At 66.5% G+C, this 26,325-nt stretch carries 22 protein-coding genes; 12 read left to right on the top strand and 10 right to left on the bottom strand.

From position 1 onward, the window contains the following. Positions 1 to 325: 325 nt before the first annotated feature. Positions 326 to 1,714 carry a hypothetical protein gene (locus AC1RUS_RS13925; RefSeq protein WP_492917049.1) on the bottom strand — a complete coding sequence of 463 codons (1,389 nt, stop codon included), beginning with the start codon at positions 1,712 to 1,714 and terminating at the stop codon, positions 326 to 328. Positions 1,715 to 1,736: 22 nt separating this feature from the next. Continuing rightward, positions 1,737 to 2,708: an NAD-dependent epimerase/dehydratase family protein gene (locus AC1RUS_RS13920; protein ID WP_492917047.1), complete on the bottom strand. Its 972-nt coding sequence runs from the start codon at positions 2,706 to 2,708 to the stop codon at positions 1,737 to 1,739. 269 nt (positions 2,709 to 2,977) lie between these two features. Here AC1RUS_RS13920 and AC1RUS_RS13915 point away from each other — a divergent pair, with 269 nt between their 5' ends. The 4 genes from AC1RUS_RS13915 to AC1RUS_RS13900 are packed head-to-tail and all read left to right on the top strand — an operon-like array spanning position 2,978 to position 6,958. Next, the gene (locus AC1RUS_RS13915; RefSeq protein ID WP_492917045.1) at positions 2,978 to 4,468 is read left to right on the top strand and encodes a UbiA family prenyltransferase; all 1,491 of its coding nucleotides are present in this window, start codon (positions 2,978 to 2,980) and stop codon (positions 4,466 to 4,468) included. Further along, positions 4,465 to 5,796, top strand: coding sequence for an FAD-binding oxidoreductase (locus AC1RUS_RS13910; protein ID WP_492917043.1), 1,332 nt, complete (start codon positions 4,465 to 4,467; stop codon positions 5,794 to 5,796). The genes AC1RUS_RS13915 and AC1RUS_RS13910 overlap by 4 nt, the downstream gene beginning before the upstream one ends. Further along, positions 5,793 to 6,536, top strand: coding sequence for an SDR family NAD(P)-dependent oxidoreductase (locus AC1RUS_RS13905; protein ID WP_492917041.1), 744 nt, complete (start codon positions 5,793 to 5,795; stop codon positions 6,534 to 6,536). The genes AC1RUS_RS13910 and AC1RUS_RS13905 overlap by 4 nt, the downstream gene beginning before the upstream one ends. Then, complete coding sequence (locus AC1RUS_RS13900) at positions 6,533 to 6,958, top strand: GtrA family protein (RefSeq protein WP_492917039.1); 426 nt, start codon at positions 6,533 to 6,535, stop codon at positions 6,956 to 6,958. Before AC1RUS_RS13905 ends, AC1RUS_RS13900 begins: the two co-directional genes overlap by 4 nt. A gap of 4 nt (positions 6,959 to 6,962) precedes the next feature. Here the strand turns inward: AC1RUS_RS13900 and AC1RUS_RS13895 are convergent, their stop codons facing one another. The 6 genes from AC1RUS_RS13895 to AC1RUS_RS13870 all read right to left on the bottom strand — a co-directional run bounded on the left by AC1RUS_RS13895 (position 6,963) and on the right by AC1RUS_RS13870 (position 13,645). After that, positions 6,963 to 8,540: a hypothetical protein gene (locus tag AC1RUS_RS13895; protein WP_492917037.1), complete on the bottom strand. Its 1,578-nt coding sequence runs from the start codon at positions 8,538 to 8,540 to the stop codon at positions 6,963 to 6,965. Further along, on the bottom strand, positions 8,533 to 8,799 hold the full coding sequence (locus tag AC1RUS_RS13890) for a hypothetical protein (protein ID WP_492917035.1): 267 nt from the start codon (positions 8,797 to 8,799) through the stop codon (positions 8,533 to 8,535). Before AC1RUS_RS13890 ends, AC1RUS_RS13895 begins: the two co-directional genes overlap by 8 nt. Then, entirely contained in the window at positions 8,789 to 10,546 is a 1,758-nt protein-coding gene (locus AC1RUS_RS13885) for a hypothetical protein (RefSeq protein WP_492917033.1), read from the bottom strand. The genes AC1RUS_RS13890 and AC1RUS_RS13885 overlap by 11 nt, the downstream gene beginning before the upstream one ends. Positions 10,547 to 10,827: 281 nt before the next feature. Next, positions 10,828 to 11,748 carry a DMT family transporter gene (locus tag AC1RUS_RS13880; RefSeq protein ID WP_492917031.1) on the bottom strand — a complete coding sequence of 307 codons (921 nt, stop codon included), beginning with the start codon at positions 11,746 to 11,748 and terminating at the stop codon, positions 10,828 to 10,830. Next, complete coding sequence (locus tag AC1RUS_RS13875) at positions 11,745 to 12,635, bottom strand: SDR family NAD(P)-dependent oxidoreductase (protein WP_492917029.1); 891 nt, start codon at positions 12,633 to 12,635, stop codon at positions 11,745 to 11,747. Before AC1RUS_RS13875 ends, AC1RUS_RS13880 begins: the two co-directional genes overlap by 4 nt. A gap of 89 nt (positions 12,636 to 12,724) precedes the next feature. Beyond that, positions 12,725 to 13,645, bottom strand: a complete 921-nt coding sequence (locus AC1RUS_RS13870; RefSeq protein WP_492917027.1) for a WecB/TagA/CpsF family glycosyltransferase — start codon at positions 13,643 to 13,645, stop codon at positions 12,725 to 12,727. Between the two features lie 543 nt (positions 13,646 to 14,188). Here AC1RUS_RS13870 and AC1RUS_RS13865 point away from each other — a divergent pair. Continuing rightward, the gene (locus AC1RUS_RS13865; RefSeq protein WP_492917025.1) at positions 14,189 to 15,382 is read left to right on the top strand and encodes a hypothetical protein; all 1,194 of its coding nucleotides are present in this window, start codon (positions 14,189 to 14,191) and stop codon (positions 15,380 to 15,382) included. Between the two features lies 1 nt (position 15,383). Beyond that, a complete protein-coding gene (locus AC1RUS_RS13860) occupies positions 15,384 to 16,334 on the top strand; it encodes a hypothetical protein (RefSeq protein ID WP_492917023.1) in 951 nt (316 codons plus the stop codon). Here AC1RUS_RS13860 and AC1RUS_RS13855 read toward each other — a convergent pair. Then, entirely contained in the window at positions 16,331 to 17,329 is a 999-nt protein-coding gene (locus AC1RUS_RS13855) for an NADPH:quinone oxidoreductase family protein (protein WP_492917021.1), read from the bottom strand. The genes AC1RUS_RS13860 and AC1RUS_RS13855 overlap by 4 nt on opposite strands. A 69-nt stretch (positions 17,330 to 17,398) precedes the next feature. Here AC1RUS_RS13855 and AC1RUS_RS13850 point away from each other — a divergent pair, with 69 nt between their 5' ends. From AC1RUS_RS13850 to AC1RUS_RS13835, 4 genes are all read left to right on the top strand, one after another. Then, positions 17,399 to 18,274: an isoaspartyl peptidase/L-asparaginase family protein gene (locus tag AC1RUS_RS13850; RefSeq protein WP_492917019.1), complete on the top strand. Its 876-nt coding sequence runs from the start codon at positions 17,399 to 17,401 to the stop codon at positions 18,272 to 18,274. Positions 18,275 to 18,325: 51 nt separating this feature from the next. Further along, complete coding sequence (gene pgm / locus AC1RUS_RS13845; RefSeq protein WP_492917017.1) at positions 18,326 to 19,966, top strand: phosphoglucomutase (alpha-D-glucose-1,6-bisphosphate-dependent); 1,641 nt, start codon at positions 18,326 to 18,328, stop codon at positions 19,964 to 19,966. Positions 19,967 to 20,990: 1,024 nt separating this feature from the next. Beyond that, complete coding sequence (locus AC1RUS_RS13840) at positions 20,991 to 22,646, top strand: lysine--tRNA ligase (RefSeq protein ID WP_492917015.1); 1,656 nt, start codon at positions 20,991 to 20,993, stop codon at positions 22,644 to 22,646. 262 nt (positions 22,647 to 22,908) lie between these two features. After that, positions 22,909 to 23,118 (top strand): hypothetical protein, encoded by a 210-nt coding sequence (locus tag AC1RUS_RS13835; protein ID WP_492917013.1) that lies wholly within the window; start codon positions 22,909 to 22,911, stop codon positions 23,116 to 23,118. A 13-nt stretch (positions 23,119 to 23,131) separates the two neighbouring features. Here the strand turns inward: AC1RUS_RS13835 and AC1RUS_RS13830 are convergent, their stop codons facing one another. Then, the gene (locus tag AC1RUS_RS13830; protein WP_492917011.1) at positions 23,132 to 23,773 is read right to left on the bottom strand and encodes a S24 family peptidase; all 642 of its coding nucleotides are present in this window, start codon (positions 23,771 to 23,773) and stop codon (positions 23,132 to 23,134) included. A 188-nt stretch (positions 23,774 to 23,961) separates the two neighbouring features. Between AC1RUS_RS13830 and AC1RUS_RS13825 the strand changes: the two genes are divergently transcribed. Further along, complete coding sequence (locus AC1RUS_RS13825; protein WP_492917126.1) at positions 23,962 to 24,441, top strand: MerR family transcriptional regulator; 480 nt, start codon at positions 23,962 to 23,964, stop codon at positions 24,439 to 24,441. A 90-nt stretch (positions 24,442 to 24,531) separates the two neighbouring features. Then, complete coding sequence (locus AC1RUS_RS13820) at positions 24,532 to 26,325, top strand: acyl-CoA dehydrogenase C-terminal domain-containing protein (protein ID WP_492917009.1); 1,794 nt, start codon at positions 24,532 to 24,534, stop codon at positions 26,323 to 26,325.

Raw genomic sequence — 26,325 nt, 5'->3', positions numbered from 1 at the left:
CCAAATGAATTGGCAAGCCCAATGATCTATATCTCTTAAGGCAACCGTCTTGAATCGCGGATTGTATGGGCGCGTTGAACGGCCCTGAGCGTTCCACTTTCGGTCGCGATTGATTGATGGAACGTAGCCACGACGTCGTCGAACACCTCAAGATCGGCGACGCTGTTTGGCGTTAGGCGCGAGCATCCTTGATGCTTACTTGGGCCCGTCCATCGTGGCTAACTCAGTCAACAGTTTGTCCGGTCTTCTGATTAGACAATCACCTTCTGAAATCCCGACCGTCGATCGCTCCGGATTCTGCGGCGCCTCATGTTTCGAGGCCCGATCAGGCCGAGGCCTGATCCGGCTTGGCGCCATCCCAAGGCATGCGCGGTCCTGGAATCTTCCTCTTTCCAATGACCCACGCATCAGCCTCGAGATTGCCCAATCCTCGCGCCGCCTGAGCAGCGCTCGGCCCCGTCACTCGAAACAATCCGCCAAAAATAAAGATCATCACCGGGTAGATGGGAATGACAATTCCACCACCCATGAAATTGAAAAAGACAAGCAACGTAAAGGCCATGCGCTTGCTTGGCGTGCCCTTAAAGAGCGTGAAAACAACGAGCGCCGAAAAGGCGATGAGGGTGAGAAGTCCGTACTCGACCAGAACTTTCGTCGCAGCCCACGACACGGTGCCATCGGTCTTTTTGGTATTTCCGGGTCCGATGCCCGTAAAGACCCCGCTGGGCTTTGATAAAGCATCTTGCATGTCGATGAAGGGATCTACGAAACGCAAATAGGCGCTCGATCCGGACTGCTCGTATTCCCCCAATCGGCCCTGCACTTGTTGATACCAATGCAATTGGTTAGCCGCGATGTAACCTGCGAAAAAGATCACAAGGACAACGAAAAAAGATCGGAGATTTAACTTCAGCAAGAGAACTGGAGCACACATGGCCAGAAGCATGGGCCCAGTTCCGGCGAACGTAGCGAGCAGAGCAACCACGTAAAAAGCCAAGCGGAAAACGCGTCGAAAATAGATCATCTCAAGCGCAAAGGCTACGCCGATAAACTGTGAGATGGTGGAAACCTCTAGAAAGAAAATTCCACTCGGCTTCATCAGCAGTGATGTACGCGTAATTGGTTGGATATAGTTGAAACTTGGCAGCAGAAAATCAGGATGAACCAGGAGGTCGAGATTGGGCCAAACCCGCCACGTCCAGATCATTTGTGACGCTTGCTGAACCAAGACGATAAATCCGAAGATAATCATCACGTTCAGATAGACATTCAGCATCCGCCGATAGGTCACGACGTTGACGTCCACCACCAGGATGAACGGCAGATAGCAGGCCACCATCAGCAGCACGCTGGACGGCGAATAGATGTCTCTCTGCACAGACAGACTGATCACGACCGTCAGCAGCAGGATGGAAAACAGCACGAGTCGCGTCAGGTCGACCCTGGGCCGCGCGAAGGCGAAGAGCCCGAGGATGCCGAGATAGAACGTAAACAACGTGACCTGAACCGCGCCGACCGACAGGTATATGCCGAAGATCGAGACGTCGAACTGCAGGGCGAACTTCTGCAGGAAGGTCAGACCGATCACCTGCAGCGTGAAGAACGCCATCAGGCCATGGCGACGGAGCACCTCCGAGAACTGCTCCGTGACCCGTTGAGCCGATTGCAGGCCAAGCCAGCGTGATTTTCGGGCCGCTTCCATGTCGCTCGCCATCGGCTCAATCCTCACTTCGTACTCAGACAAACCGACCGTGGGTTTCGTCGCGCCAGAGCGCCAGCGCCTGATCCAAGTCGGTCGAGAACGCATACGCGTGCGCCTTCAACCACCCTGGCTCGACCTTGGTGGACTGCACCAGTTTGCGCACGCGGTCGCGATGAATCCAGTTCTTGAAGCCCAAAACATCGGCGATTTCGAAAACGCCCGCGGCCATCAGCAGCGGCGTCAGGGGCATGGTCGGCGGCGCGAAGCGCTTGCCGGTCACGCGGCCGAAAGCCGCGACGATGTCCTCGGTGGTGCTGAACTGCGGATAGGCGAAGTTGTAGCGCGCCAGCGGATCGGCCCGCTCCAGCGCGAAATCGAAGGTGGCCAGGAGCTCGTCGACATAGCCGCCGCTCTTGATGGCGTCGCGGCGTCCTGGATAGAGGAAGTAGCCGCGCCCCAGCGCCTTGGCCAACTGCGTATAATTGCCGCCCTCGCCCGGACCGAAGACCACGCCTGGGCGGGTGATCACCAAACGCCGCCCCTCGCCCTGGGCCAGCCATTGTTCGTGGACCCCTTCAGCGAGTCGCTTCGACCGGCCATAGGCCGAAACCGGCCGCAGCGGCGAGGCTTCGTCGACCGCCGCCTCCGAAGGGCCGTAAACGGAGATGGAGCTGGTGAAGACGATGGTCTTGATCCCGCACTCGTCCGCCAGACGCGCGGCGTTCAGCGCGCCGGCGACGTTGGTCTCGTAATACTCGTCGGCGGGGTAGCCCGGCGTGCGGTGCACGGCCGCGAAATTGTAGAGGATCGAAGCGTCCCGACCGATCTCGGCGGAGAGCGGCTCGCGCACATCCAGCGTGTGATAGCTCACGCCATCGAGCCGGCGTCGAGGCGGCAGGATGTCGACCGCGCGCACGTCCCGGGCTCCACGCGCCACCAGCGCGCCGACCAGGCGAGTTCCAATAAACCCGCTGGCGCCGAGAACGACTGCCCGATCATAATTCATAAAACGTCAGCCCGCCCGCCTGCGTCCAGTTTCAATGGTTTTACATGGAGAGCGGAGGCTTACAACCAACGCCGACAGGCTTCGCGTCCTGACGGGATGTCGTCGTGAGCGCTTAACGCTGTTGGAGCGACCTCGACCACTTACGTCCGAAAGCGACCCGTGACGGTACAATTTCATCTATGACGTGACGATCTTATAAGTTTTTGCAGGGATTGCGGGTAATCGCGGACAGGATGTCGGCGAGTTCGACGGAAGCGGGGAGCGACGGCGTGAGTGAAACAGAGGATCGCACCAAGCCGAGCGGCGCCGCGTCGCTCGCCGGGCGGGCTTCCACGACGCCTCGACCACTCGTCCTTGATCTCGACGGAACGCTGATCGCCACCGATCTGCTGGCCGAGACCCTGCTGCTCTTCATCAAGAACCACCCCTTGCGGGTCTTCGCGTTGATCTTCTGGCTGCTCAAGGGACGCGCCGTGCTCAAGCGCAAGCTGGCCGAGGCCACGGCGCTCGACATAGAGGTGCTGCCGGTGCGCGAGGACGTTGTCGCCTATGCCCGCGAGCAGGCCGCCCTGGGCCGTCCGGTCCATATCGCCACCGCCGCGGACGGCGCCTTGGCGAGCGGCCTGAAGGCGCGCTTCGACTTCGTCACCGAGATCATCGGCTCTGATGGAACCGTCAATCTGAAAGGCCGCAACAAGGCCCAAGCGCTGCGCGACCGCTTTCCCGATGGCTTCGCCTATGCCGGAGACGCGGCCGCCGACCTGTCGGTCTGGGCCGCCGCCGACGAGGCCGTCTTCGCCGGCGGCTCGCCTGGCCTGCGCAAGCGCCTGACGCGTCTGAAGACGCCCAGCGCCGAGCTGCCGCATCGCGGGGCCAGCGCGCGCGTCTGGATCAAGGCGCTTCGTCTCCATCAATGGGCCAAGAACAGCCTGATCTTCGTGCCGATCCTGCTGGGCGGCCGCGGCGGGGACATGGCCGCCTGGACGGCGTGCCTGCTCGGCTTCCTGGGCATGGGCGTGCTGGCGTCGGCGACCTATGTGCTCAACGACCTGCTGGATCTCAATGAGGATCGCCGGCACTGGACCAAGCGCGAGCGGGCGTTCGCCAGCGGCAGGATCTCGATCGCCGCCGGACTGGCCGTCATTCCCGTCGGACTGATCGGCGGTCTGGCTCTGGGCTACGCCGCCGCCGGACTGGCCGGCGTCGGCATGCTCGGCATCTATCTGATCACCACCCTGGCCTATTCGTTCGGCCTCAAGCGCACGCCGATCCTCGACGTCGTGATCCTGGCCAGCCTCTTCACACTGCGCCTGGCGATCGGCGTGATCTGCGCCCAGGTGGCCTGGTCGGCGTGGCTGCTGGTCTTCTCGATGTTCATCTTCAGCTCGCTGTCGTTCGCCAAGCGCTCGACCGAGATCGAGCGGATGAAGGCGCGCGGCGGCGACAAGCTTTCGGGCCGCGGCTATCTGGCGGCCGACGAGCCCCTGGTCCTGGCCCTTGGCGTCTCCCTGGCCTCGGCGGCCGTTTTCGTGATGGTCATGTATCTGATCGAGGAGGCGTTCCGCGCCGGCTTCTATCGCGCCCCGCAGTTCATGTGGACCTTCCCGGTCGTGCTGGCGCTGTGGCTGGGGCGCATCTGGCTGCTGTGCGGTCGGGGCGTGCTGGACGACGATCCGGTGGTGTTCGCGGTGCGCGACAAGGTCAGCCTGGCGCTGGGCGGCTTCCTGGCCCTCAACCTGATGGCGGCGATCTTCCTGTGAGCCTGACCTTCCACGAGGAAGCCGGCTTCCGGTCGTGGGGCCGGGTGTTCCGGCGTCCGCAGACCGTCGCCCGTCCGGCCTTCGCGAGCGATGTGCTGGCCTGGGCGAAGGACGACGTCGGCCCTCGATTGGCGGTCGGTCTGGCGCGCTCCTATGGCGACACAGGCCTTTGGTCGGACGGCCGCTTGCTGGCCATGCCGCAGCTGGACCGGGTGATCGCCTTCGATCCCGCGAAGGGCCTGGTCCGCGCTCAGGCCGGCCTTTCGCTGGCCGACCTGCTGAAGCTGATCGTACCCCATGGCTGGTTCGTTCCGGTGACGCCGGGCACGCGCCGCGTGACCCTGGGCGGCGCGGTCGCCAACGACGTGCACGGCAAGAACCACACCCGGGCCGGAACCTTCGGCCGCTGGGTCGAGGGCCTGACCCTGCTGCGCTCCGATCGCGGCGTGATAGAGATCGGCCCAGACCGCGAGCCGGAGCTGTTCGCCGCGACCGTCGGCGGTCTTGGCCTGACCGGCGTGATCCTCGACATCACCCTGCGGCTGACGCCGATCGCCTCGTCGTCCCTGACCGTCGAGACCTTCCTGATGGGCTCGCTGGACGACTTCTTCGCACTCAACGCCGACAGCCTGCAGCGCTGCGAGCAGACGGTGGCCTGGATCGACTGCACGCGACGCGGCGCCAAGGTGGGGCTGGGCGTCTACACCCGCGCCGACTGGGCCGCGTCGGGTGAGCTGAAACCGCACGGCGACAAGGCCAGGACCATTCCGTTCGAGGCGCCCAATTTCGCGATCAATCCGCTGTCCCTGGCCGTGTTCAACCGGCTCTATCGGACCGCTCAGCTGTTGAAGCCGCGCGTGACCACCACCCACTATTCCGGCTTCTTCCACCAGTTGGATGCGCTGGAGGAATGGAACCGACTCTATGGCTCGGCGGGCTTCTACCAATATCAGTGCGTCGTGCCGAAGGCGGGCGGCGCCGAAGCGATGCGCGAACTGCTGGAGATCATCGGACGGTCCGGCGACGGCTCGGCCCTGGTGGTCTTGAAGACCTTCGGCGACCTTGTCTCGCCCGGACTGCTGTCGTTCCCGCGCGCCGGCTACACCCTGGCGCTGGACTTCCGCAATCGCGGCCAGCCGACCCTGGATCTGCTGTCTCGACTGGACGCTGTGGTGCGATCCGTGGGCGGCGCGCTCTATCCGGCCAAGGACGGCCGCTTGCCCCGCGACATGCTCGACCTGGGCTTTCCGGCCTTCGAACGGTTCCTCACCTTCCGTGATCCCGCCTGCGGATCCGATTTCCTGACGCGCATGGAGCGCAGCGCATGACCAAGAAGATCATCATCCTGGGCGCGCTGTCCGCCGTCGCCATCGCCACGGCCCGGCGGTTCGCCGCGCAAGGCGCGTCGCTGGCCCTGGCCGCGAGGCGCGCGGACGAGCTGAACATCCTGGCCGACGACCTGCGGGCCCGCGGCGCGACGGCCGTGGCCGCCTTTCCCGCCGACCTGGCCGCGGCCGTCGACCCGGCGGCAGACCTGGCCAGAATGGTCGAAGCGATCGGCGGTGCGGACATCGTCCTGATCGCCTATGGCGCCCTGACCGACCAGGACCGGGCGACGACCGACCTCGCCTATGCCCGCGACCAGCTGAACACCAACTTCACCTCGGCGGGCCTGTGGGCGCTGGCCGCCGCGCAATATCTTGAACAGCGGAACAGCGGCGTGCTGATCGCCATCGGCTCGGTGGCCGGCGACCGGGGACGGGCGTCGAACTACATCTACGGCGCGGCCAAGGCCGGCCTGGCCGTTTTGACCCAGGGCCTGGCCCACCGCCTGGCGGCCGGCGGCGCGCGCGCCGTCATCGTCAAGCCGGGCTTCATCGACACGCCGATGACCGCCCACCTCGCCAAGGGCGGTCCGTTGTGGGCCAAGCCCGACGCCATCGCGGCGGTGATCGAGAAGGCCAGCGTCAAGAGCGGACCCGTCGTCTACGCCCCGTGGTTCTGGCGCTTCATCCTGCTGATCATTCGACTGGTCCCGGCCTTCGTCTTCCACAAGACCAAGCTGTGACCGAAGCCGTCGAGAGCACCCGTCTGGCGGGCTTGCTGAAGGTGCTGCGCTACCTAGCGCTGGGGGGCGTCGCGGCGGCTGTGAACTGGGGTTCGCGCTTCGGCTGGAACCTGATCATGCCGTTCGCGGCGGCGGTGGCCGTCGCCTATGTCACCGGCATGGTCACGGCGTTCGTGCTGTTTCGCGCCTTCGTCTTTCCTGGCTCGCCGACACCGCTGGGTCGCCAGATCCGCAACTTCATCCTGGTGAACATGGTCGGCGCGACCCTGACCTGGCTGCTGTCGATCTGGCTGGTCGAGCATTTCTTCCCGGCCATCGGCTTCCGCTTCTATCCCGAGGCGGTCGGCCACGCTCTGGCCATCGTCGCGCCGACGATCACCAGTTGGTTCGGGCACCGCTACCTGACGTTCGCCAAGTCGTAGGCGTTCAGGGCCTGGGGCAGGCCAGGCGCCACACATAGAGCGTGGTGTCCGGCGCCCCGGCCGTGAAGCTGGCGTTGAGGACCGCGTCGTCCGACAGTCGCGCCACCTCGTCGCGATGATGGACCGTCACAGTCGCACCCGGGGCCTGAGTGACGGCCGCGCCCAGCAGCGCGATGTGCAGGGTCTCGTAGGACCCCATCTCGGGCTCGTAGTCGACGAGGAACTTGACCCCACGCCGGCACAGCAGGCCGGTCACGTCGCCGCCCGCCGTCAACGCCTTGAAATAGGCCTTGTCGTTCATCAGCCCTTCCAGCTGAACGACCGGTCCGCGATAGGCCATGGCGAACGACCCCGCCCGATCGCCCATGCCAATCCTCTGGCCCTTCAGAATGGGCTCGAATTTCTCGGCCGCCCGGGCGTTGAGGATGCTGTAGCCGGCGTCGACGCGGAACGGCCGCGTCAGGCCAAGCCCCGCGAAGACCACGATCACCGCCGCCAGCGCCAAGGCCGCGACCTGCTCGAGGCGCTCATAGGCCGGCCATAGCCTGGCCCACGGTCCGAGCGGATCGCAGACCACGAACAATCCGGCCGCAAGCGGCGGAAAGACCGCGAAATTGTACCAGGGCCAGATCACCCACGAGGACGCGAAGACCAGCTTGGCGACGAAGGCCGCGCCGCCCAGGGTCGAGGCGGCGGCCAACGCCCGTCCCATCGAGCCCGGCCGCGAGAAGATCCACAGGATCGGTGATCCCGCGAGCGCCAGGATGGTGACGATGTAGAGCGAGCTCATGCTGCGTCCGGCGAAGACGTGCGCCATCTGTTGCAGCAGGACGTGATTGACCTGCAGGCCGCCCATCGACTTGACCGCGCTGGAGATCGGGGTCACGCCGCCGAACACGGCCAGGCTGAAGACGCCGTAGACCAGGCCGAGGCCCGCCATCACCGCCAGGGCCTGGATGCGGGTCTTCCAGGGGATCGGCGCCAGCAACACCAGGGGCCCGACGAAGACCGCCGCGTCGATCCGCGCCCCGATGGCCGCCGCCGCCGCCAGGCCGACGATCCAGCCGGCGCCGTCTTCGACGCGAACCTTCTCCAGCAGATAGACAAGGGCCGCGAAGGCGAAGACGAACAGCGAGAACTCCATGCCGCGCATGCCCAGGGTGGTGGCCACCAGCAGGAAGGGCACGGCATAGATCGCGCAGGCCAGGCCGGAACCGCGCGGCGCGCGGCGCAGGATCAGATAGAGCGCGCCCGCCAGCAGCGCGGCCTCGATCAGGAAGGTCACGAACAGCGAGCCGCCGACGGTCAGCTGCTGCAGCACCAGCACGATCATCCACAGCGGATGATAGCCGTTGGTCAGCGACTGACCGTCGAAGGTGCTGGCGCCGGTGGCGGCGATGTTCCGCGCGGTGACGATGTAATAATAGGCGTCGTCCTCGGCGAAGAGGCCGCCGTGCGTGGCCAGGCCGATGACGTCGGCCATGAACAGGATGAACGCCGCGACCGCCAGCAGCAGCGGCCAGCCGCCCAGCCGCAATCCGGACCATACGCGGGAAACGATCGTCGCGGGCGCGTCAGACATCGAAACCATAATCCCGTCGCTGCTGCGGCGACAGCAGGGCGCGCAGTCGCAGGTTCTCGGCCAGAAGCTGGGCCAGGCCCGTCTCGATCAGGCCGTTGATCGCCTGGGGATCGAGCGGTTCGGCCAGCTGTTCGGTGGCGTGCAGGACCTCGCCGTCGCGCACCACCTCCTCGATCCGTCGCTGCAGCGCCGACGGCGAGCCGTCGGGCGCGAAACGGATCAGCACCTCATAGAGGCGCACGCGTTCCTCAAGCGCCATTGCCGGCCCCGCCCTTGCTCTTCTGGATGACCGCCCGGTCGGTGTCCCGGCGCCAGACCTGTCCGTCCGACTTCGCGCCCTGGGCGCCGCCGATCTCGTCGACCACATAGATCGCCGCCCCCGCCCCGGCGGCCGAGGCGCTGGGCACGGTGTCGACGGTATAGCTCTTCAGTCGCAACGGCACGCCCAGCGACACGGCTGCGCGCGACGCGGTCAGGGCGTTGACGTAGACGCCGTCGGCATAGTGATCGATCCGGGCGACGTCGTGATGGACCAGGGCCACCTGGCCCGGCTGGGCGCTGCCCTTGCCGCTGACCGTCATGCCCAGGCCGCCAGGTTCGGACAGCCCGAAGGCGATCCGGCCGTCGTCGCGGGGAACCCACTCGCCGGGCTGGCGCATCTGGTCGTTGGCGATGACGAGGTTGCCGTCCATCGGCCCGTCGAACCAGGCGGGGTTCCAGGCGTCGCGGTCGTCCGGCCAACCCTCGTGGTTGAAGATCAGGATGTTGCGGCGCGGCCGGCGCTTGGCGCTGTCGGCCTTGCACTTCAGCAGCTTGCGGATCGTCGGATACGGATGGGCCGGCCAGGGCCCGATGGCGGCGTTGATGATGAAGGTGTTGCTGCGGACGTCGCCTTCCAGCGCCAGGGCGGCGATGTCGTCGTCCATGCTGTCGATGCGGCCCTGATAGCCCATGTTGATGATGGCCACGCAGCCCCGGCAGGCGAAGGCCGAGATCATCGTGCCCGACGCGTCCTGCAGTTGGCCGAACAGCTGGACGCTGGAACAGCGGTCCATCCGCAGGGCCGAGGTGTGGCCCGCCACCCGCCGCCCGCCCGAATACCAGGCCTTGAACGCGACCATGGTGTTGGACGAGCCGTTGGGGCCCAGCACGATGCCTTCCAGCCCCGTCTCGCCGACGTCGATGAAGGACAGCTTGCTGTCGTAGCCGTTCACATAGAGGCCGCGACCACCCACCCGGTAGACCTGGATGGGACCATACAGCTGCACGCCCGCGCCCTGGAAATTGGCGCCGTCGCCGCCGAAACCCTCTATCTCCAGCTCGCCGACCCGGCCGCGCGGGTTCTGCGAGCCAATGGGGCTGTTGGCCCGATATTTACGGTCGGCGTCGCCGGAGAAGGCGCAGTGCAGCCGCAGCGCGGTCTGGCCGACATAGGCGCTGGCTTCCGGCTCGCCGCCGAGCGCGCCCTGAGCCACGGGACGGAACAGCCACGGATCGGACTCCGGCCCAGGCTCGCCATTGCGGCCGCTGTAGCCGGCCCGTCCGTAGGTCCAGCCGCCCTTCAGCGTGAAGCCATAGAACAGCCAGAAGGTCGCCAGCGGGTCCGACAGCGAAACGAAGACTTCCGGCTTGGCGGGATCGAGGGGCGGCAGCTGTTCCAGGATCACGGTCTTGGGGTCGCAGAAGAACCCCGAACGGTTGCCCAGCCGGATACGGCGCAGGCGATAGCGGCCTTGCGGCACGCTGACATAGAGACCCGCCGGCCCCGCCGTCTTCATCGCCGCGATCGCCGCGTCGAAGGCCGGCTGGTCGTCGCCGCGCCCCAGGGTGATCCCGGCGATCCGGGCATAGGTCTCGAGACTTTCGATCCGGGCGCCGCCCAGATCGGCCAGGGCCCGCTGCAGCCCGCCCGGCTCCGCGGCCTCGGCGCTGGCCTGGGCCGCCAAGAGGCCGCCGCCGGCGGCCGGCGCGAACAGCGCGGCCAGGGTGCGCCGGGTGAGGGACACTCCTTCCGACTTGCCGCCGGCCACTAGAAGCGGTCCCGCTTCAGACGGAATGAGATAAGACTGCGGGACACCGAGGGAAAATCGATCGTCGGCGGCGACACGCACCTTCGAGCGACAACAACGCCCGACTCGCCGACCACTGGACTCTCAAGGGGCATGCGAACTCCACTCTCGTGCTCTGGCGCACCCCAACCCACGGTCTGGCCTATAACACGGTCCGACAACTCGCATCATAAAAGCACCCGCGTGAAGGCCAAACCCCCGGTTTAGTCAAAAGACAGTCAGGCGCCGACTGCAGGGTCGGCCTTCTCCAGCAACGCCCGCTGCGACAGCTGATGCTCGCGCAGCGAGATGAACAGGGTCGAGGCCACCACGACGCCGGCGCCGATCAGGGTCGCCACCCTCGGAACCTCGTGGAACAGCAGGAAGCCGGCCGCCACGGCGAACACCAGGCGGATGTAGTCGATCGGCGCCATCACGGCCGCTTCGCCCGACTGCATTCCCTTGATGTACGCCCCCTGGGTCAGGGTGCCGATCACACCCATCGCCGCCAGCAGGCCAAGATCGGGCAGGCTGGGCCAGCGCCAGACGAACAGGGCCGGCGGAATCGCGAACACCAGGCCCAGCACCGCCGCATAGACCAACAGGGTGAAGGGGCTGTGGTCGCGGGTCATCACCTTCATGCCGGTGATGGTCAGGGCGAACAGCAAGGCCGAGGCCAAGGCCGCCGCCTGCGGCCAACCCAGCCAACTCGCGCCGCCCGCAGATCCGGGGCGCAACATGATCAGCACGCCCACGAACCCGACCAGCGCCGCGCCGATCCGCAACGGACCGATCGGTTCGCGCAGCACCAGGCCGGCCAGCGGCACCAGCCACAGGGTGCGGGTGAACGACAGCGCGTTGGCGTCGGCCAGGGGCAGGGCCTGATAGGCGTAGAAACCCAGGATCATCGCCAGCACCCCGGCGCTGGAGCGGAAGATCAGGATGCCGGGCCGCGTCGTATAAAATGTTCCTCGCCAGTCGCGGGCCATCATCGGCAGCAGCACGATCACGCCGGCCAACTGTCGATAGAAGGTCTGCAGGGCGGCCGGATAGCCCGGTCCAAGATACTTGATCAGCGTGGTCATGGCCGTGAAGCCGATGGCCGAGGCCAGCATCCACAGCGCGCCGCGCAGGTTGGGCGTAAGCGCGACGGCGCTCACCCGGCCGCGCCGCCCGAGGCCATCATCGCCCGCATCTGCTCGGCCTGCTCCGGCGTGATGCCCATGGCCGACAGGATCGGCGACGGCGCGTTCCGGTCCCAGCTGCTGCGCCCGCCCACGGTGATGCCGCCGTCGACCACGATGTGCGTTCCGGTGACGAACTCGGAGTCGTCGCTGGCCAGGTACAGCGCCGCACGGGCGATGTCCTCGGGCAGGCCGGCCTTGGGCACCGGCTGGATCTTGGGACCCACTTCGGCGATGCGGGCGGCCATCTGGTCGGCGACCTCGCGCGGCAGACCCATCGAGGCGCCGAAGATCGAGGTGGCGATCAGGCCCGGACAGATGGCGTTGACGCGGATCTTCTGGGTCGACAGCTCGGCCGCGGCGCAGCGGCTCATATGGATCACCGCCGCCTTGGCCGTCGAATAGGCCAGCGGCCCGAAGCCCGCCTGCAGGCCGGCGATCGAGGCGGTGTTGATGATCGAGCCGCCGCCGCGCTCCAGCATCAGCGGTGTCGCGTGCTTCATGCCCAGGACAGGTCCGCGCAGCAGTAGGGCGAAGGTCTGGTCCCAGCTCTCGGCGCTCATGTCGGGCACGCCCAGCGGCGTACCGCCATGGCCGGCGTTGTTGAAGAGAATGTCGAGGCCGCCGAACGCGCTCTTGGCCAGGCCCACGGCGGCGGCGATCTCGGCTTCGATCGTGACGTCGCACTTGGCGAAGCGGACCCGATCCGGAAAGCGCTTCTCCAGCATCTCGCCCTTTTCGGCCTGAAGGTCGGCGGCGATGACGCTGGCCCCCTCGGCGACGAAGAGCTCGACCGCGCCCAGGCCGATGCCCGAGCAACCTCCGGTGATGACGGCGACCTTGCCGTCCAGACGTCCGACCATGCTGGTGTCCCTTCCCGTTGCCCGACCTCTGACGGGTCGGTGATCAACGTTCATATTCGCGGAGCGGGACGACCTTGGCTAGAGGCGGTTTAGGCCGATCGACGCCAGACCACCTGAGCGGGGGCCGCCTCGGGCGCTTGCCGGGGTTCGATCATCGCCGGTCGCGCGGGCGGCGGCGTCGCCTTGCGCCGGGAAGCGCGAACGACGTCGTCCAGAGCCGGCGCGATCAACGACCAGGGCTCCACGCAGTAGCGCGAGAACAATCGGCGGGGATTGGCCAGCAGACGAAACAGCCACTCGACGCCCATCTGGCCCATCCAGCGCGGAGCAGCCTGCTGCACGCCGGCCTCGTAGTCGAACGCGCCGCCGACCGTGAAGGTCACCGCCGTACCGAAGGCGGCGTGGTTGTCGAGCGTCCAGATCTCCTGGCGCGGCATGCCCATGCCGACCAGCACGATGTCGGGCCCATAGGCCTGGATCGCCTCGACCACCGCTTGGTTCTCCGCGCTGCCGGGCGCGGCGTCGAAATAGCCGTGATGGGTGGCGATCCGGGCCTGGGGAAAGTCGCGATGGATGGCTTCGACCGCCGTCTCGGCCACGCCGGGCGCGCCGCCGACGAAGAAGACCTTCCAGTTCTTCTCGATCGCCAGCGCCCAGAACTGGTCGCGCCAGTCGAGATAGGTGCAGCGGTGAAACCGGCGGCTGGCCTTGCCCATCACCCGGGCCCAGAGGATCAGCGGCGCGGAATCCACCTCGACCAGAGCGGACGCCTTGTAGAAGGCCGCGATCCTCGGGTCCTTGCGGATCAGGTAAAGGCTGTGAAGATTGTGGTTGGCGATGATCGCGCTCTGGCGCGCCGCCAGCTTGCCGGCCACGAAGTGGAAGACCTCTTCGGGGCGGACGAAATCCATGTCGCCGCCCAGCAGACGGACACGTTCCTCGGGCCTGCGATTCAACCGGAACCGGCGCGGTTCCGGAGCCAAGCTCGCATTCCTCCCGACAGTGTTCATCTTGGCCACCCCTGGCGTCAAGGGAGCAAGATGCGCTGGAAGCCCTAATTTCTTCGCTAAGAAGAATGCTTATCCAGACGTAACGACAGATAGTTTACGATAATTAACTCACAATATTGAGCATAAATCCTCTCCATTTACCTGATCAATTCGCGCTCAATTGAATGGGTACATCTTTGATTTCAAATTACACTACAAAACTTGCGCTTGACTTGTAGCGCCGAAGCACCTTTAAGAGAAGCAAGGCCTGCAAACGACGGCGTCATGCCCTCGTGGATGTCCGCGTCATTTCAAAGCACTCGTCGGCGTCGAAACACTCCCGAAGCGTCTCGTTGAAATAATGGACAAAAGGGAAATCTGACCCGATTTCGTTTTCCGGCCGTTCGACCTCGTGCTTTGTTGTGGCGTAATGATGATGAGAATTGCACGCTCTGGCGGACCACTATTGCAGCGCGGCTGCGGGCTTGAGCGGCAGCCGCTCTTCTACAAAGGGCTTGAGGTCGGCGCGATCATGAACAGCATCCTGACCGAGGCCGGGCAGAGGTGAGCGCGGCCTTCCAACCCGCTGTCGTGGCCATCGGCTATGATCGGGCCGAGCCCCTCCTGCGCCTGCTGTGCTCGTTGCGGGCCGGCGCCTATCCGCCCGGCACGCCTCTGGTCATCAGCCTCGACTATTCCGGGCTCGCGGCGGTCGCCGAAGCCGCCGACGGCTTCGTCTGGCCGCACGGTCCCAAGCGAATCATTCGTCACCCAGCCAGACTGGGCCTGCGCGAACACGTGCTGTCCTGCGGCGACCTGGCCCTGGAATACGGCAGCGTCATCCTCTTCGAAGACGACTTGCTGGCGGCCCCCGGGGCCTACGACTACGTGCTGCAGACCATGAACTTCTTCGCGGGCGACGACCGCGTGGGCGGCATCGCGCTCTACAACTACCTCATCAACGAGTTCGACAATCTCGACTTCCGTCCGATCGCGGACGGTTCCGACATCTATTTCCTGCAGGTCGCCGCGTCGTGGGGACAAGCCTGGACCGCGGCGCAATGGAGCGCCTTCCGGGCCTGGTACGCCGACGCCAAGGACGCGCCGATCAGGACCTCCGACCAGTTGCCGCGCCAACTGGAGGCCTGGAGACGCAGCTCCTGGAAAAAGTACTACATCAAGTACCTGACCCAGACGGGACGCTACTTCGTCTATCCCCGCATCGGCCTGACCACGAACACCGCCAAGCCGGGCGAGCACATGAAGCGGCAGGTCAGCATCTACGAGACGCCGATCGACATGGCGGCCCGCCGGCGCTGGCGCTTGCAGTCGCTCGACGACTCCCTGGCGTTCTATGACGTCTTTTACGAGCCTCGGCTCGAGATGCTGCAGCGCCTCAGCCCCGACCTGCGCGCCTTCGACTTCGACGTCGACCTGATGGGCTCCAAGCCTGACGAGGTGCTGAACAAGCCGCTTCTGCTGTCGTCCCGACCCTGTCGGCGACCGCTGCGGCGCTTCGGCCTGCGCACCGGGTCGACCCCGGCCAACGACGTGCTGGACGGCGCGCCGGGCAAGTTCTTTAGCCTGGGACCGAAGGCGGCTTTCGGTCCCATGACGCCCCTGCGCCGCCTGGACCTGATCCGGGCGACGCACGATCACGGCGTGCTGAGCCGTTTCGTCTTCCAGGCGCTCAAGCCTATCCAGACCGAACTGGCGATCGGCAGGGCTCAGCGGGTCGCCGCGATGGCGGCGCGCTAGGATGCGGCTGTCGCTCTACGTTCGCTTCAAGGCCGATCGCTCGATCGACGCGCTGAAGGCCGATCTCGCCGGCCTGCCCCCGATCGAGGCCGGCGATGTGATCCTCGTCGGTCCGCCGTCGCTGACGACGGCCCTGGCCTCTCGACACGCCTCCTTGGCGACGGACTCCACCGCGCCGCTGCTGTCGCCCGCCGTCCTGGCCCGGATCGTGGAAGGCGGCGCGCCGGCTCTCGTGGTCGAGTCGGACGTGCGCCTCACCGCCGTCACCCTGGCCTATGCCCGCGCCGCGGCGGCGGCCGATCACGGCGCAGCGGCAGCGTCGCTGTTCGCGCTTCGCTCGCCCGCCGGCCGGCCGCCGTTCATGCCGCTGGATGACGTCGGCGACGCGGTCTTCGCGGCCGTCGATCCCGGTCCCGGGGTCGTCGTGACGCCCGACCAGGCCGCCAGCCTGCTGGCCACGGGCCTGGCGAACCAGCCCTGCCTTTTCCCTCGGGCCAGCGTCGCCTCGACCAATGAGGCCCGGTTCGACCGGGTGATCCAGCGCGCGCCCCGCGACTGGACCTTCCTGCCAATGGCCGACAGCCTGGCCCGCTACGACCGCCGACTGGAGATCCTTCCGACGGTGCTGAGCCGCCTGGTCCCGGATCTGGCCGCGTACGACTTCGCGGTCGACCTGTTCGGAGACGGCGTCGAGGTCGAGGCGCCCTACCTGCTGTCCGGCCGCTCCTGCCGCACGCCGGTGCGGACCTTTGGCCTGGAGCGCACCCCGCTGGAGGCCAACATCGTCCTTGGCGTGCCCGGCAAGACCTTCAGCCTGGGACCGAAGGCCAGCTTCGAGCCAATGACCGCCAAGCGGCGGGACAGGATGCTGCGCCTGACCCACCGCTCTTTCGAGGTCCGCCAATACGTCCGCTACTTCCTGAGCAAGCTGCGGCGGAAGTCCAACACCTAGTCGTTCGTGACCACCACCTTGCCCATGGCCTTGCGGCTGGCGAGGTGGGCGATGGCGTCGCCGGCCTTGGCCAGCGGGAAGCGCTCGGAGACGTGCGGCTTGATCTTGCCCTCGGCGTAGAGCGCCATCAGTTCCTTGACGTTCTGGGCGTGACCCTTGGGATCGCGGGCCACCGCCGCGCCCCAGAACACCCCGACGATGTCGCAGGACTTCAGAAGGGTCAGGTTCAGCGGGATCTTCGGGATGCCCGACGGGAAACCGATCACCAGGAAGCGGCCGTTCCAGCCGGCGGCGCGGATGGTGGCTTCCGAATAGTCGCCGCCGACCGCGTCATAGGCCACGTCCCAGCCATTCGGTCCGCAGGCGTCCTTGATCAGATTGGCCAGGGCCTTCTGCCCGTCCTTGTCGAACGGACCGCGCGGATAGACCACGCCGCTGTCGGCGCCGTGCTTGATGGCCAGATCAACCTTCTCCTGGCTGGAGGCCGCCGCGATGACGCGCGCTCCGGCCGCCTTGCCCAGCTCGACGGCCGCGAGGCCGACGCCACCGGCCGCGCCCAGCACCAGCAGGGTCTCGCCGGCCTTCAGTGAGCCGCGATCCTTCAGGGCGTAATAGGAGGTGCCGTAGGTCAGGATGAAGGCCGCCGCTTCATCGAACGGCATGGTGTCGGGGATGGCCGTGCAGCGCGCCTCTTCCAGGGCCAGCTTCTCGGCCATGCCGCCCCAGCCGGTCGAGGCCAGCACGCGGTCGCCGACCTTGAACTTCGTCACGCCCTCGCCGACGGCGGCGATCAGGCCCGAGACCTCACCGCCCGGAGCGAACGGACGGGTCGGCTTGAACTGGTACTTGTCCTCGATGATCAGCACGTCGGGATAGTTGACGCCGCAGGCCTTGACGTCGATCAGCACCTGGCCGGGACCGGCCACAGGATCGGGCAGCTCGGACAGCTCCAGGGTTTCGGGTCCGCCGACCGCCGTGCTGAGAACCGCCTTCATCTGTCTTCTCCCGAGGTTTTTCTTTAAGAGCCGGGACGCTAACGCAGGGCGCGCGGCCAAGGAAGCAGAATGTCAAACAAACGTTTTACTCTCGCCCTGCACGGCGGCGCGGGCTCGGCCCCGGGCCATGACTACGGCCAGGAGATCGCCCACATGCGCGGCCTGGTCGAGGCCGGGCGCGACCGCTTGGCCGCCGGCGCCAGCGCCCTGGACGTCGCGGTCGAGACCGTTGTCGCCCTGGAGGCCAGCGGCCTCTACATCGCCGGCAAGGGCGCCTCGCCCAACGCGGCCGGGGCCTATGAGCTGGACGCCTGCCTGATGGACGGCGCCAGCGGCCGGGCCGGTTCGATCGCCGCCCTGCAAGGGTTCGTCAGTCCGATCCTGGCGGCGCGGGCGGTGATGGAGCGCACCCCGCATGTGATGCTGGCCGGCGAGGGCGCCATGGCTTTCGCCCGCGCTCAGGGTCTGGAGGAGATCGTCGATCCGGAGAGCTGGTTCACCCATGCCGGCGCTTTCGAGAGCAATCATCCGCCGGACCATCCCACCGGCACCGTCGGCTGCGTGGTGCGCGACGCCGAGGGCCGTTTGGCCGCCGCGACTTCGACCGCCGGCGTGTTCGGCAAGATGCCGGGACGCGTGGGCGACAGCCCGATCATCGGCGCCGGCGCCTGGGCCGACGACACCGCCGCCGTCTCGTGCACCGGCCAGGGCGAGTTCTTCATCCGCACCGCCGTGGCCGTGCAGATCGCCCACCGCATGAAGTTCGGCGGCGAGAGCCTGGAGCAAGCGGCGGCCGCCGCCATCGCCGGGGTCGCGGCCCTGGGCGGCGACGGCGGGCTGATCAGCGTCGACAAGGACGGCAATGTCGCCATGCCCTTCGCCTCGGACGGCGTCAAACGCGCCGCCCTGCTGCCCGATGGAACAATCTTCAGCGCGGCGTTCTAAAGCCTGTCCGCTGAATTGAATCCGTAACGCCCCGTCGATAGGCTTTCCTCCATGCATGCACGCGCTGGCCAGCTGGCCCGACCCGAAGACCTCATCGATCTGGCCGCGCTGACGAGCGCCTACTTTGATCTCCAGCCCGACATGGCCAATCCCGCCCAGCGGGTGGCGTTCGGCACGTCCGGACACCGGGGCTCCAGCCTCGATGGGGCCTATAACGAGCGCCACATCCTGGCGATCACCCAGTCGATCGTGGAGTATCGGGCAGCCCAAGGAATCACTGGTCCGGTCTTCGTCGGCCGCGACACCCACGGCCTGTCGGAACCCTCGTGGCGGACCGTCATCGAGGTGCTGGTCGCCAACGGCGTCGAGACCCTGATCGACGACCGCGATGGCTTCACCCCGACGCCAGCGGTGTCGCACGCCATCCTGCAGTTCAACCGCGGCAGGACCTCGGGCCTGGCCGACGGCCTGCTGCTGACCCCCTCGCACAACCCGCCCCGCGACGGCGGCATCAAGTACAACCCGCCCTCGGGCGGACCGGCCGACGGCGCGGCCACCTCGGCGATCGCCGCCCGCGCCAACCAGCTGATCGAAGGCGGCCTGACCGAGGTTCGCCGCATCCCGTTCGAGCGGGCGATCACCCAGGCGGGTCGTTTCGACTTCCTGGGCCGCTATGTCGACGACCTGCCCAGCGTGCTGGATCTCGACATCATCCGCCAAGCCGGCGTGAAGATCGGCGCCGATCCGCTGGGCGGGGCCAGCGTCGGCTATTGGGGCGAGATCGCCGACCGGCACAGGCTGGACCTCACCGTGGTCAACGCCGCCGTTGATCCGCGCTGGGCGTTCATGCCGCTCGACACCGACGGCAAGATCCGCATGGACTGCTCGTCGCCCGCCGCCATGGCCAACCTGATCCAGGCGATGGCCGGCGGGGCCGGATATGACGTCGCCACCGGCAACGACGCCGACGCCGACCGCCATGGCATCGTCACCCCCGACGGCGGGCTGATGAACCCCAACCACTTCCTGGCCGCCGCGATCTCGTACCTGTTCAGCCACCGCGAGGGCTGGGGTCCGGACGTCGCCGTCGGCAAGACGCTGGTGTCGTCCTCGATGATCGACCGCGTGGTGGCCGGTCTGGGTCGCAAGCTCCTGGAAGTGCCGGTCGGCTTCAAGCACTTCGTGCCGGGCCTGCTGGACGGCAGCGTCGGGTTCGGCGGCGAGGAGTCCGCCGGGGCCTCGTTCCTGCGCCGCGACGGCACGGTGTGGACCACCGACAAGGACGGCCTGCTGCTGGCCCTGCTGGCCGCCGAGATCCAGGGCCGCACGGGCCAGAGCGCCAGCCAGCTCTATGACGGCCTGGCCGAGCAATACGGCCGTCCGTCCTATGCTCGCATCGACGCTCCGGCCAACCGGGCCGAGAAGGCGCGGCTGGGGGCATTGAGTCCGTCCGACGTTAGCGCCACGTCGCTGGCCGGCGAGCCGATCGTCGCCACGCTGACGTCCGCGCCCGGCAATCGCGAGGCGATCGGCGGGCTGAAGGTGGTGACCCAGAACGCCTGGTTCGCCGCGCGGCCTTCGGGGACCGAAGACGTCTACAAGATCTATGCGGAGTCGTTCCTGGGGGATGAGCACCTCAAGCAGGTTCAGGACGAAGCGCGTGAGGTCGTGGCGGGCGCGCTGAAGGGCTGATCGGCCTTGCGTCCTTCGAGGCCCGGCTTCGCCGCGCACCTCAGGATGAGGAAATCGGAACAAAGCTCCTCATCCTGAGGCGCCCGCGCAGCGGGCCTCGAAGGACGCACGCCTTCGCCGCCTCGCGCTTTCGCTGCGATGGTGGTGGGAAGGGCTGCGGAGCGTCCGGACCACGTCCGGAATGTTGAGTAGAAAATACCGTTTCGACGAAGCCGTCCGCTCCGCGTGATCGTCTTCCAGAAGCCTTCGAGGCGCGGGGTTTTAACCCGCTCTCGACTTGAAGCCTCCGGCGGGCGGAGAGGTTGGCTCCCCTCCGGACCGTATGGGCGATTTCAGCCCATGCCTGCCGCGTTCGCCGAACCCTCGCCGTCTGGCTTTCGTCCCGATGTTTCAGGGAGCCCGTCCAGATCTGTCGCGTGGGCGGTCATCCAAGACCCCCGACGAGCGCTTCCCGCTCGACCACCTCCAAAAGCCCATCAGGTCGCCGGCCGACGTCCCTTCCCTTGCTTCTGGGTGAGATCAGTATGCAGGCGGTTTGAACGCGGAGGATTGGCGCGCTGCTTTTAATTTTAGAGCGTTGATTGGGTTGAATTTTGGTCTCGAAAGCACGGGGATGGAGCGCACTCAGTTCCCATGCTCACTCAAAAACCTCCGTCAGACTCGCAAAGCAGACGTATTGGAGGTCTCTGATGGGTGGAAGTCGGATGGCTAGCTCAGCAGCGCCCCTCCGTCACGTCGCCTATCGGCGCCGCGCCACCTCCCCCGTACGCTTCGCTACGGGGCAGGAAGAGAGCAGCTTCACCCTCCTGCCCCGTGTCCCGAAGGGTGGCGAAGCCAAACGGGGGAGGTGGCGCGATGCGAATACGCATCGTGACGGAGGGGGCGTCGGGCGCCGGCCATTTGAGTTTGGGCAGAACGAACGTCTGCTCAGCATCGAAAGCGGAATCCAACGTTGATTCCGAAACAAGACCCACCCCTCACCCAAAACCTAGCCACCACCGCCACTTCCCCCTATACCGCCCGCATGTTTGAAGGCCTCTCCCCCCTCGCCCGCGACGCACGCGCCTGGCCGTTCGAGCAGGCTCGCGCCTTGCTCGCCCGCACGCTGCGCCTGCGCCTGTCCGACGCCGAGCGCGATCTCGCCTCGACCCTGATCGCCGCCGGCAAGACCGACGAAGCGGTCGCCACGTTCGAGGCGTTGCGCAAACCGGTGGTGCTGGAGACCGGCTATGGCCCGTCGGGCCTGCCGCACATGGGCACCTTCGGCGAGGTGGCGCGCACGACCATGGTCCGCGCGGCGTTCCGCGCCCTGACCGACGATGCGATCCCCACGCGCCTGATCTCGTTCAGCGACGACATGGACGGCCTGCGCAAGATCCCGCCGAACGTGCCCAATGGCGAGGTGATGATCCCCGACCTCGACAAGCCGCTGACCGTGGTCCGCGACCCCTATGGCGAGTTCGACAGCTTCGGCCATCACAACAACGCCCGCCTGCGCGCGTTCCTCGACGGTTTCGGCTTCGACTACGAGTTCGTGTCGTCGACCGACTGCTATCGCGGCGGCCGGTTCGACGAGACCCTGCTGATCGCCCTGGAGCGTTTCGACGCCATCCAGAAGATCATGCTGCCCTCGCTGGGCGAGGAGCGTCGGGCGACCTACTCGCCGTTCCTGCCGATCAGCCCCAAGACCGGCAAGGTGCTGCAGGTCCCGACCCTGGAGCGCGACGTCGCCAAGGGCACGATCGTGTTCCGCGACGAGGACGGCGAGCTGACCGAGGTTCCGGTGACCGGCGGCGGCGTCAAGATGCAGTGGCGTCCCGACTGGGCGATGCGCTGGACCGCGTTGGGCGTCGACTACGAGATGAGCGGCAAGGACCTGATCGACAGCGTCCGCCTGTCCAACCAGGTCTGCAAGGTCTTGGGCGGCTCGCCGCCGGAAGGGTTCCACTACGAACTCTTCATGGACGAGAACAACCTGAAGATCTCCAAGACCAAGGGCAACGGCCTGACCATGGACGAGTGGCTGCGCTATGGCGCGCCCGAGAGCCTGGCCTACTACATGTTCCAGAGCCCCAAGTCGGCCAAGAAGCTCTATTTCGACGTCATCCCCAAGGCGACGGACGAATACCTCCAGCAGCTGGACGCCCACGCCAAGCAGGAGCCGGCCAAGGCGATCGACAACCCCGTCTGGCACGTCCATTCGGGCCGTCCGCCGCAACATGGCTCGCCGGTGTCGTTCAGCCTGATGCTGAACCTGGTCTCGGCCGCCAACGCCTCGGACAAGGCGATCCTGTGGGGCTTCCTGTCGCGCTACATCCCGGGCGCGACGCCGGAGAGCCAGCCGCTGCTGGACCGCCTGGCCGACTACGCGATGAACTACTACGAGGACTTCGTGAAGCCCACGAAGGCCTTCCGCGCTCCGAACGACCAGGAGCGCGCGGCGATCGCCGACCTGCGTGGGCGCCTGGCCGCGCTGCCGGCCGATTGCCAGGACGCCGAGCTGATCCAGAACGAGGTGTTCGCGGTCGGCAAGGATCACGAATTCGAGCCCCTGCGCGCCTGGTTCCAGGCCCTGTACGAAGTGCTGCTGGGCCAGAGCCAGGGTCCGCGCTTCGGCTCGTTCGCGGCGATCTTCGGCCTGGACCGGACCATCGCGCTGATCGACGAGAAGCTGAGCTGATGTCGAGATGCTCCCCTTTGGGGGAGCTGTCGCGGAGCGACTGAGGGGGTCCTCAACGGCATGGACCGGAGAGGACCCCCTCCGGCCGTCCGGGCCACCTCCCCCAAAGGGAGAGGATCTTTCCTGTTCAGCACGCCCTCGGTGAGTCACCGTGCGCTGCGACACCATGCCTCGTTAGATGAACGAAGACTGAATTCCCGGTTAAGGGAATGTCCGCAATTGCGAGCGTAAGGTTCCATCATCAGAACCAAGGTTTAGTCCAATGGCTTCGTTCACGCTTCGTCCTACCGAGCGCTCGGAATTCGATTCTCTGCTCGGTGACCTGACCAAGAAATTCCCCGGCGCCCATGTGGAAGCCGCGCACAACGACACTTGGAAGTCGTATCGCCTCGACGTGTCGTGCGACGCCGCTCCCTGGGAAGGCGATCTGATCGCCTGGATCCAGGGCCACGCGGCCTGCCCGCGCACTTAGGCGCCTCTAGCGCCTATTGGCTGGCCCAGAGGATCCGCGCGATCCAGGCCACGTCGCCGCGCTCCAGCACGCGATCGGCATAGTCACGGTTCAGGGACGACAGCTCGATCGTCTTGGCCGTGACCCGCGCCAGCTCCTTGGCCATCACTTCGCCGGCGTTGGTCTTGACCACCACCCGGTCGCCGCGTCGCGGCTCGATCGACGGCGAGACCAGGATCCGGTCGCCGTCGCGAAACACCGGGGCCATCGAATCCCCCGAGATCTCCAGCGCATAGACGCCGTCTTCGTGCAGGCCGGGAAAGGCGATCTCGTCCCAGCCTTGCCCTGCGGGGAAACCCGCGTCGTCAAAGAAGCCGTCCGACCCCGCCTGGGCGAAGCCCAGCAGCGGCACGCCCCGCGCCGGCGGGCGCTTTGCGCTTTCCGTCAGCGCCGCGAATTCCGAAAATCCCACGCCCGTGGCTTCCAGCACCTTGGCCAGGCTCTCGGTCGAGGGCCAGCGCGGGCGCGCCTCGGCGTCGGCCGACATCCGCTTGGAGCGGTTGAAGCTGGTGGGATCCAGCCCCGCCATCTTGGCCATCGCCGACGGGCTCATGTCGAAACGCTTGGCCAGCGCGTCGATGGCGGTCCAGATTTCGTGGTGCGAGAGCGCCGTCATGGGTCGGATCCAGCGGTGGGGCGGCAGGAAAATAAGCCTCGCCGTTAGGAATGTAAACCTATCGAAATCCTCGCAAGTTGACGTTTACGTAAACGTTGACGTCAACGGAAACCCAGAATAGGGTGATCACCGATAACAAAGCGGCCCCGCCGCGTAGCTGGGCCTTTCCTCCTGGGAGGTTTCATATGTTGGCTGATCTGCGGCGCCCCGAGCGCACCTTCACGATCCGCAATCTCTGCAACGAATTCAAAGCCACGCCCCGCGCGCTGCGCTTCTATGAGGACAAGGGCCTGCTGTCGCCGGCCCGCGAAGGCCTCAACCGCGTCTATTCCCACAAGGACCGCGTGCGGCTGCAGCTGATCCTGCGCGGCAAGCGCGTGGGCCTGTCGCTGTCGGAAATCCGCGAACTGCTGGACCTGTATGACGAGAACGACGACGGCGCGGCCCAGATGGCCCGGTCGCTGAAGAAGTTCCGCGAACGCGCCCAGGCGCTGGAGCAGCAGCGCGAAGACATCGACGGCGCCCTGATCGAACTGCACCAGGCCTGCGCCCGCCTGGAACAGCGCCTGACCGAGATCCGCCCCGACCTCCTGCCCCGCGCCGCCGACTACGACCAGGTGCTGCGCGCCCGGCTGGACGGTCACGCGGACGCCGCGCTCGGCAAGTAAGACTTCTGCCAGGGCCGGCCCCGCCCCGCGTCGCGCGGCGGGTCGCGACCCTATCCGCCGTTCAACACACCCCTACTTCCAGGACGTTCCATGACCTATCAGCCGCCCGTTCGCGATCACGTCTTCATCCTTCGCGACATGCTGAACATCGACCAGCACGGCCAGCTGCCGGCCTTCGCCGACGCGTCGTTCGACACGGTCGAGCAGATCCTGGAAGCCGCCGCCCAGTTCACCGGCGAGGTCCTGGCCCCGCTCAACAGCGTGGGCGACAAGACCGGCTGCGTGCTGAACAAGGACACCAACGAGGTCACCACCCCGCCCGGCTTCAAGGACGCCTACAAGCAACTGTGCGAAGGCGGCTGGACGGGCCTCGGCTCGGACCCGGCCTATGGCGGTCAGGGCCTGCCGCACGTCGTCAACCTGGCGTTCAGCGAAATGTCGAGCTCGGCCAACATGGCGTTCTCGATGTATCCGGGCCTGGCCCACGGCGCCTATTCGGCCATCCACACCGGCGGCACCGATGAGCAGAAAGAGCTCTATCTGCCCAAGATGGTGACCGGCGAATGGACCGGCACCATGAACCTGACCGAGCCGCACTGCGGCACGGACCTGGGCCTGCTGCGCACCAAGGCGGTTCCGCAAGCAGACGGCACCTACCGCATCACCGGCCAGAAGATCTGGATCTCGGCCGGCGAGCACGACATGGCCGACAACATCGTCCACCTGGTGCTGGCCCGCATCGAAGGCGCCCCGGCCGGCGTGAAGGGCATCAGCCTGTTCATCGTGCCCAAGTTCCTGCCCAAGGAAGACGGCTCTGTCGGCGAGCGCAATGTCGGCGCCAAGTGCGTGGGCCTCGAAGAGAAGATGGGCATCCACGGCAACGCCACCTGCGTGATGCAGTACGAGGACGCCAAGGGATGGCTGATCGGCGAGGAGAACGCCGGCCTGAAGATCATGTTCGTGATGATGAACGAAGCCCGCCTGGGCGTCGGCATGCAGGGCGTGGCCCAGGGCGAGGCCGCCTACCAGGCCGCCGTCGCCTTCGCCAAGGACCGCCTGCAAGGCCGCTCGCTGACCGGCCCGAAGAACGCCGACGGCCCGGCCGATCCGATCATCGTCCACCCGGACGTGCGTCGCATGCTGCTGGAGAGCAAGGCCCTGATCGAAGGCGGCCGCGCCTTCCTGTTCTGGACCGCCCTGCACGGCGACCTGGCCCACGGCCACCCGGACGAGAAGGTCCGTGAAAAGGCCGAGGACTATATGGGCCTGATGACGCCGGTGCTGAAAGGCTACCTGACCGACAAGGGCTTCAAGGTCTGTTCGGACGCGGTGCAGGTGCACGGCGGCAGCGGCTTCACCGAGCACTTCCCGGTCAGCCAGCTCATGCGCGATTGCCGCATCGCCCTGATCTACGAGGGCACCAATGGCGTCCAGGCCCTGGACCTGGTCGGCCGCAAGCTGGCCTCCAAGGGCGGCCGTGCGGTGATGACCTTCTTCCAGGAAATCGACCAGTTCATCGGGGAGAACGACACCGACACGGGCCTGAAGCCCTTCATCGACGCCCTGGCCGGCGTGAAGGCGCAACTGCAGGACGGCACCATGTGGCTGATGCAGAACGGCTTGCAGAACCCCGACAACGCCGGCGCGGCCTCGACCGACTACATGCACCTCTTCGGCCTGACGGGCCTGGCCTACATGTGGGCCCTGCAGGTGAAGGCAGCCCAGGCGAAGATCGCGGCCGGCTCATCCGACCCGTTCTATTCGACCAAGGTCACCACGGCGCAATATTTCATCGAACGCATCTTGCCTGACGCAGGGGCGCATCTGGCCAAGCTGAAGACCGGCTCGGCGACCCTGATGGCGCTGCCCGCGGAGGCTTTCTGA

Source organism: Caulobacter sp. GW821-FHT10F06, from assembly GCF_058809215.1.
The sequence above is the reverse complement of the archived record's forward strand: the minus strand, read 5'-3'. Positions and strand labels throughout refer to the sequence as shown.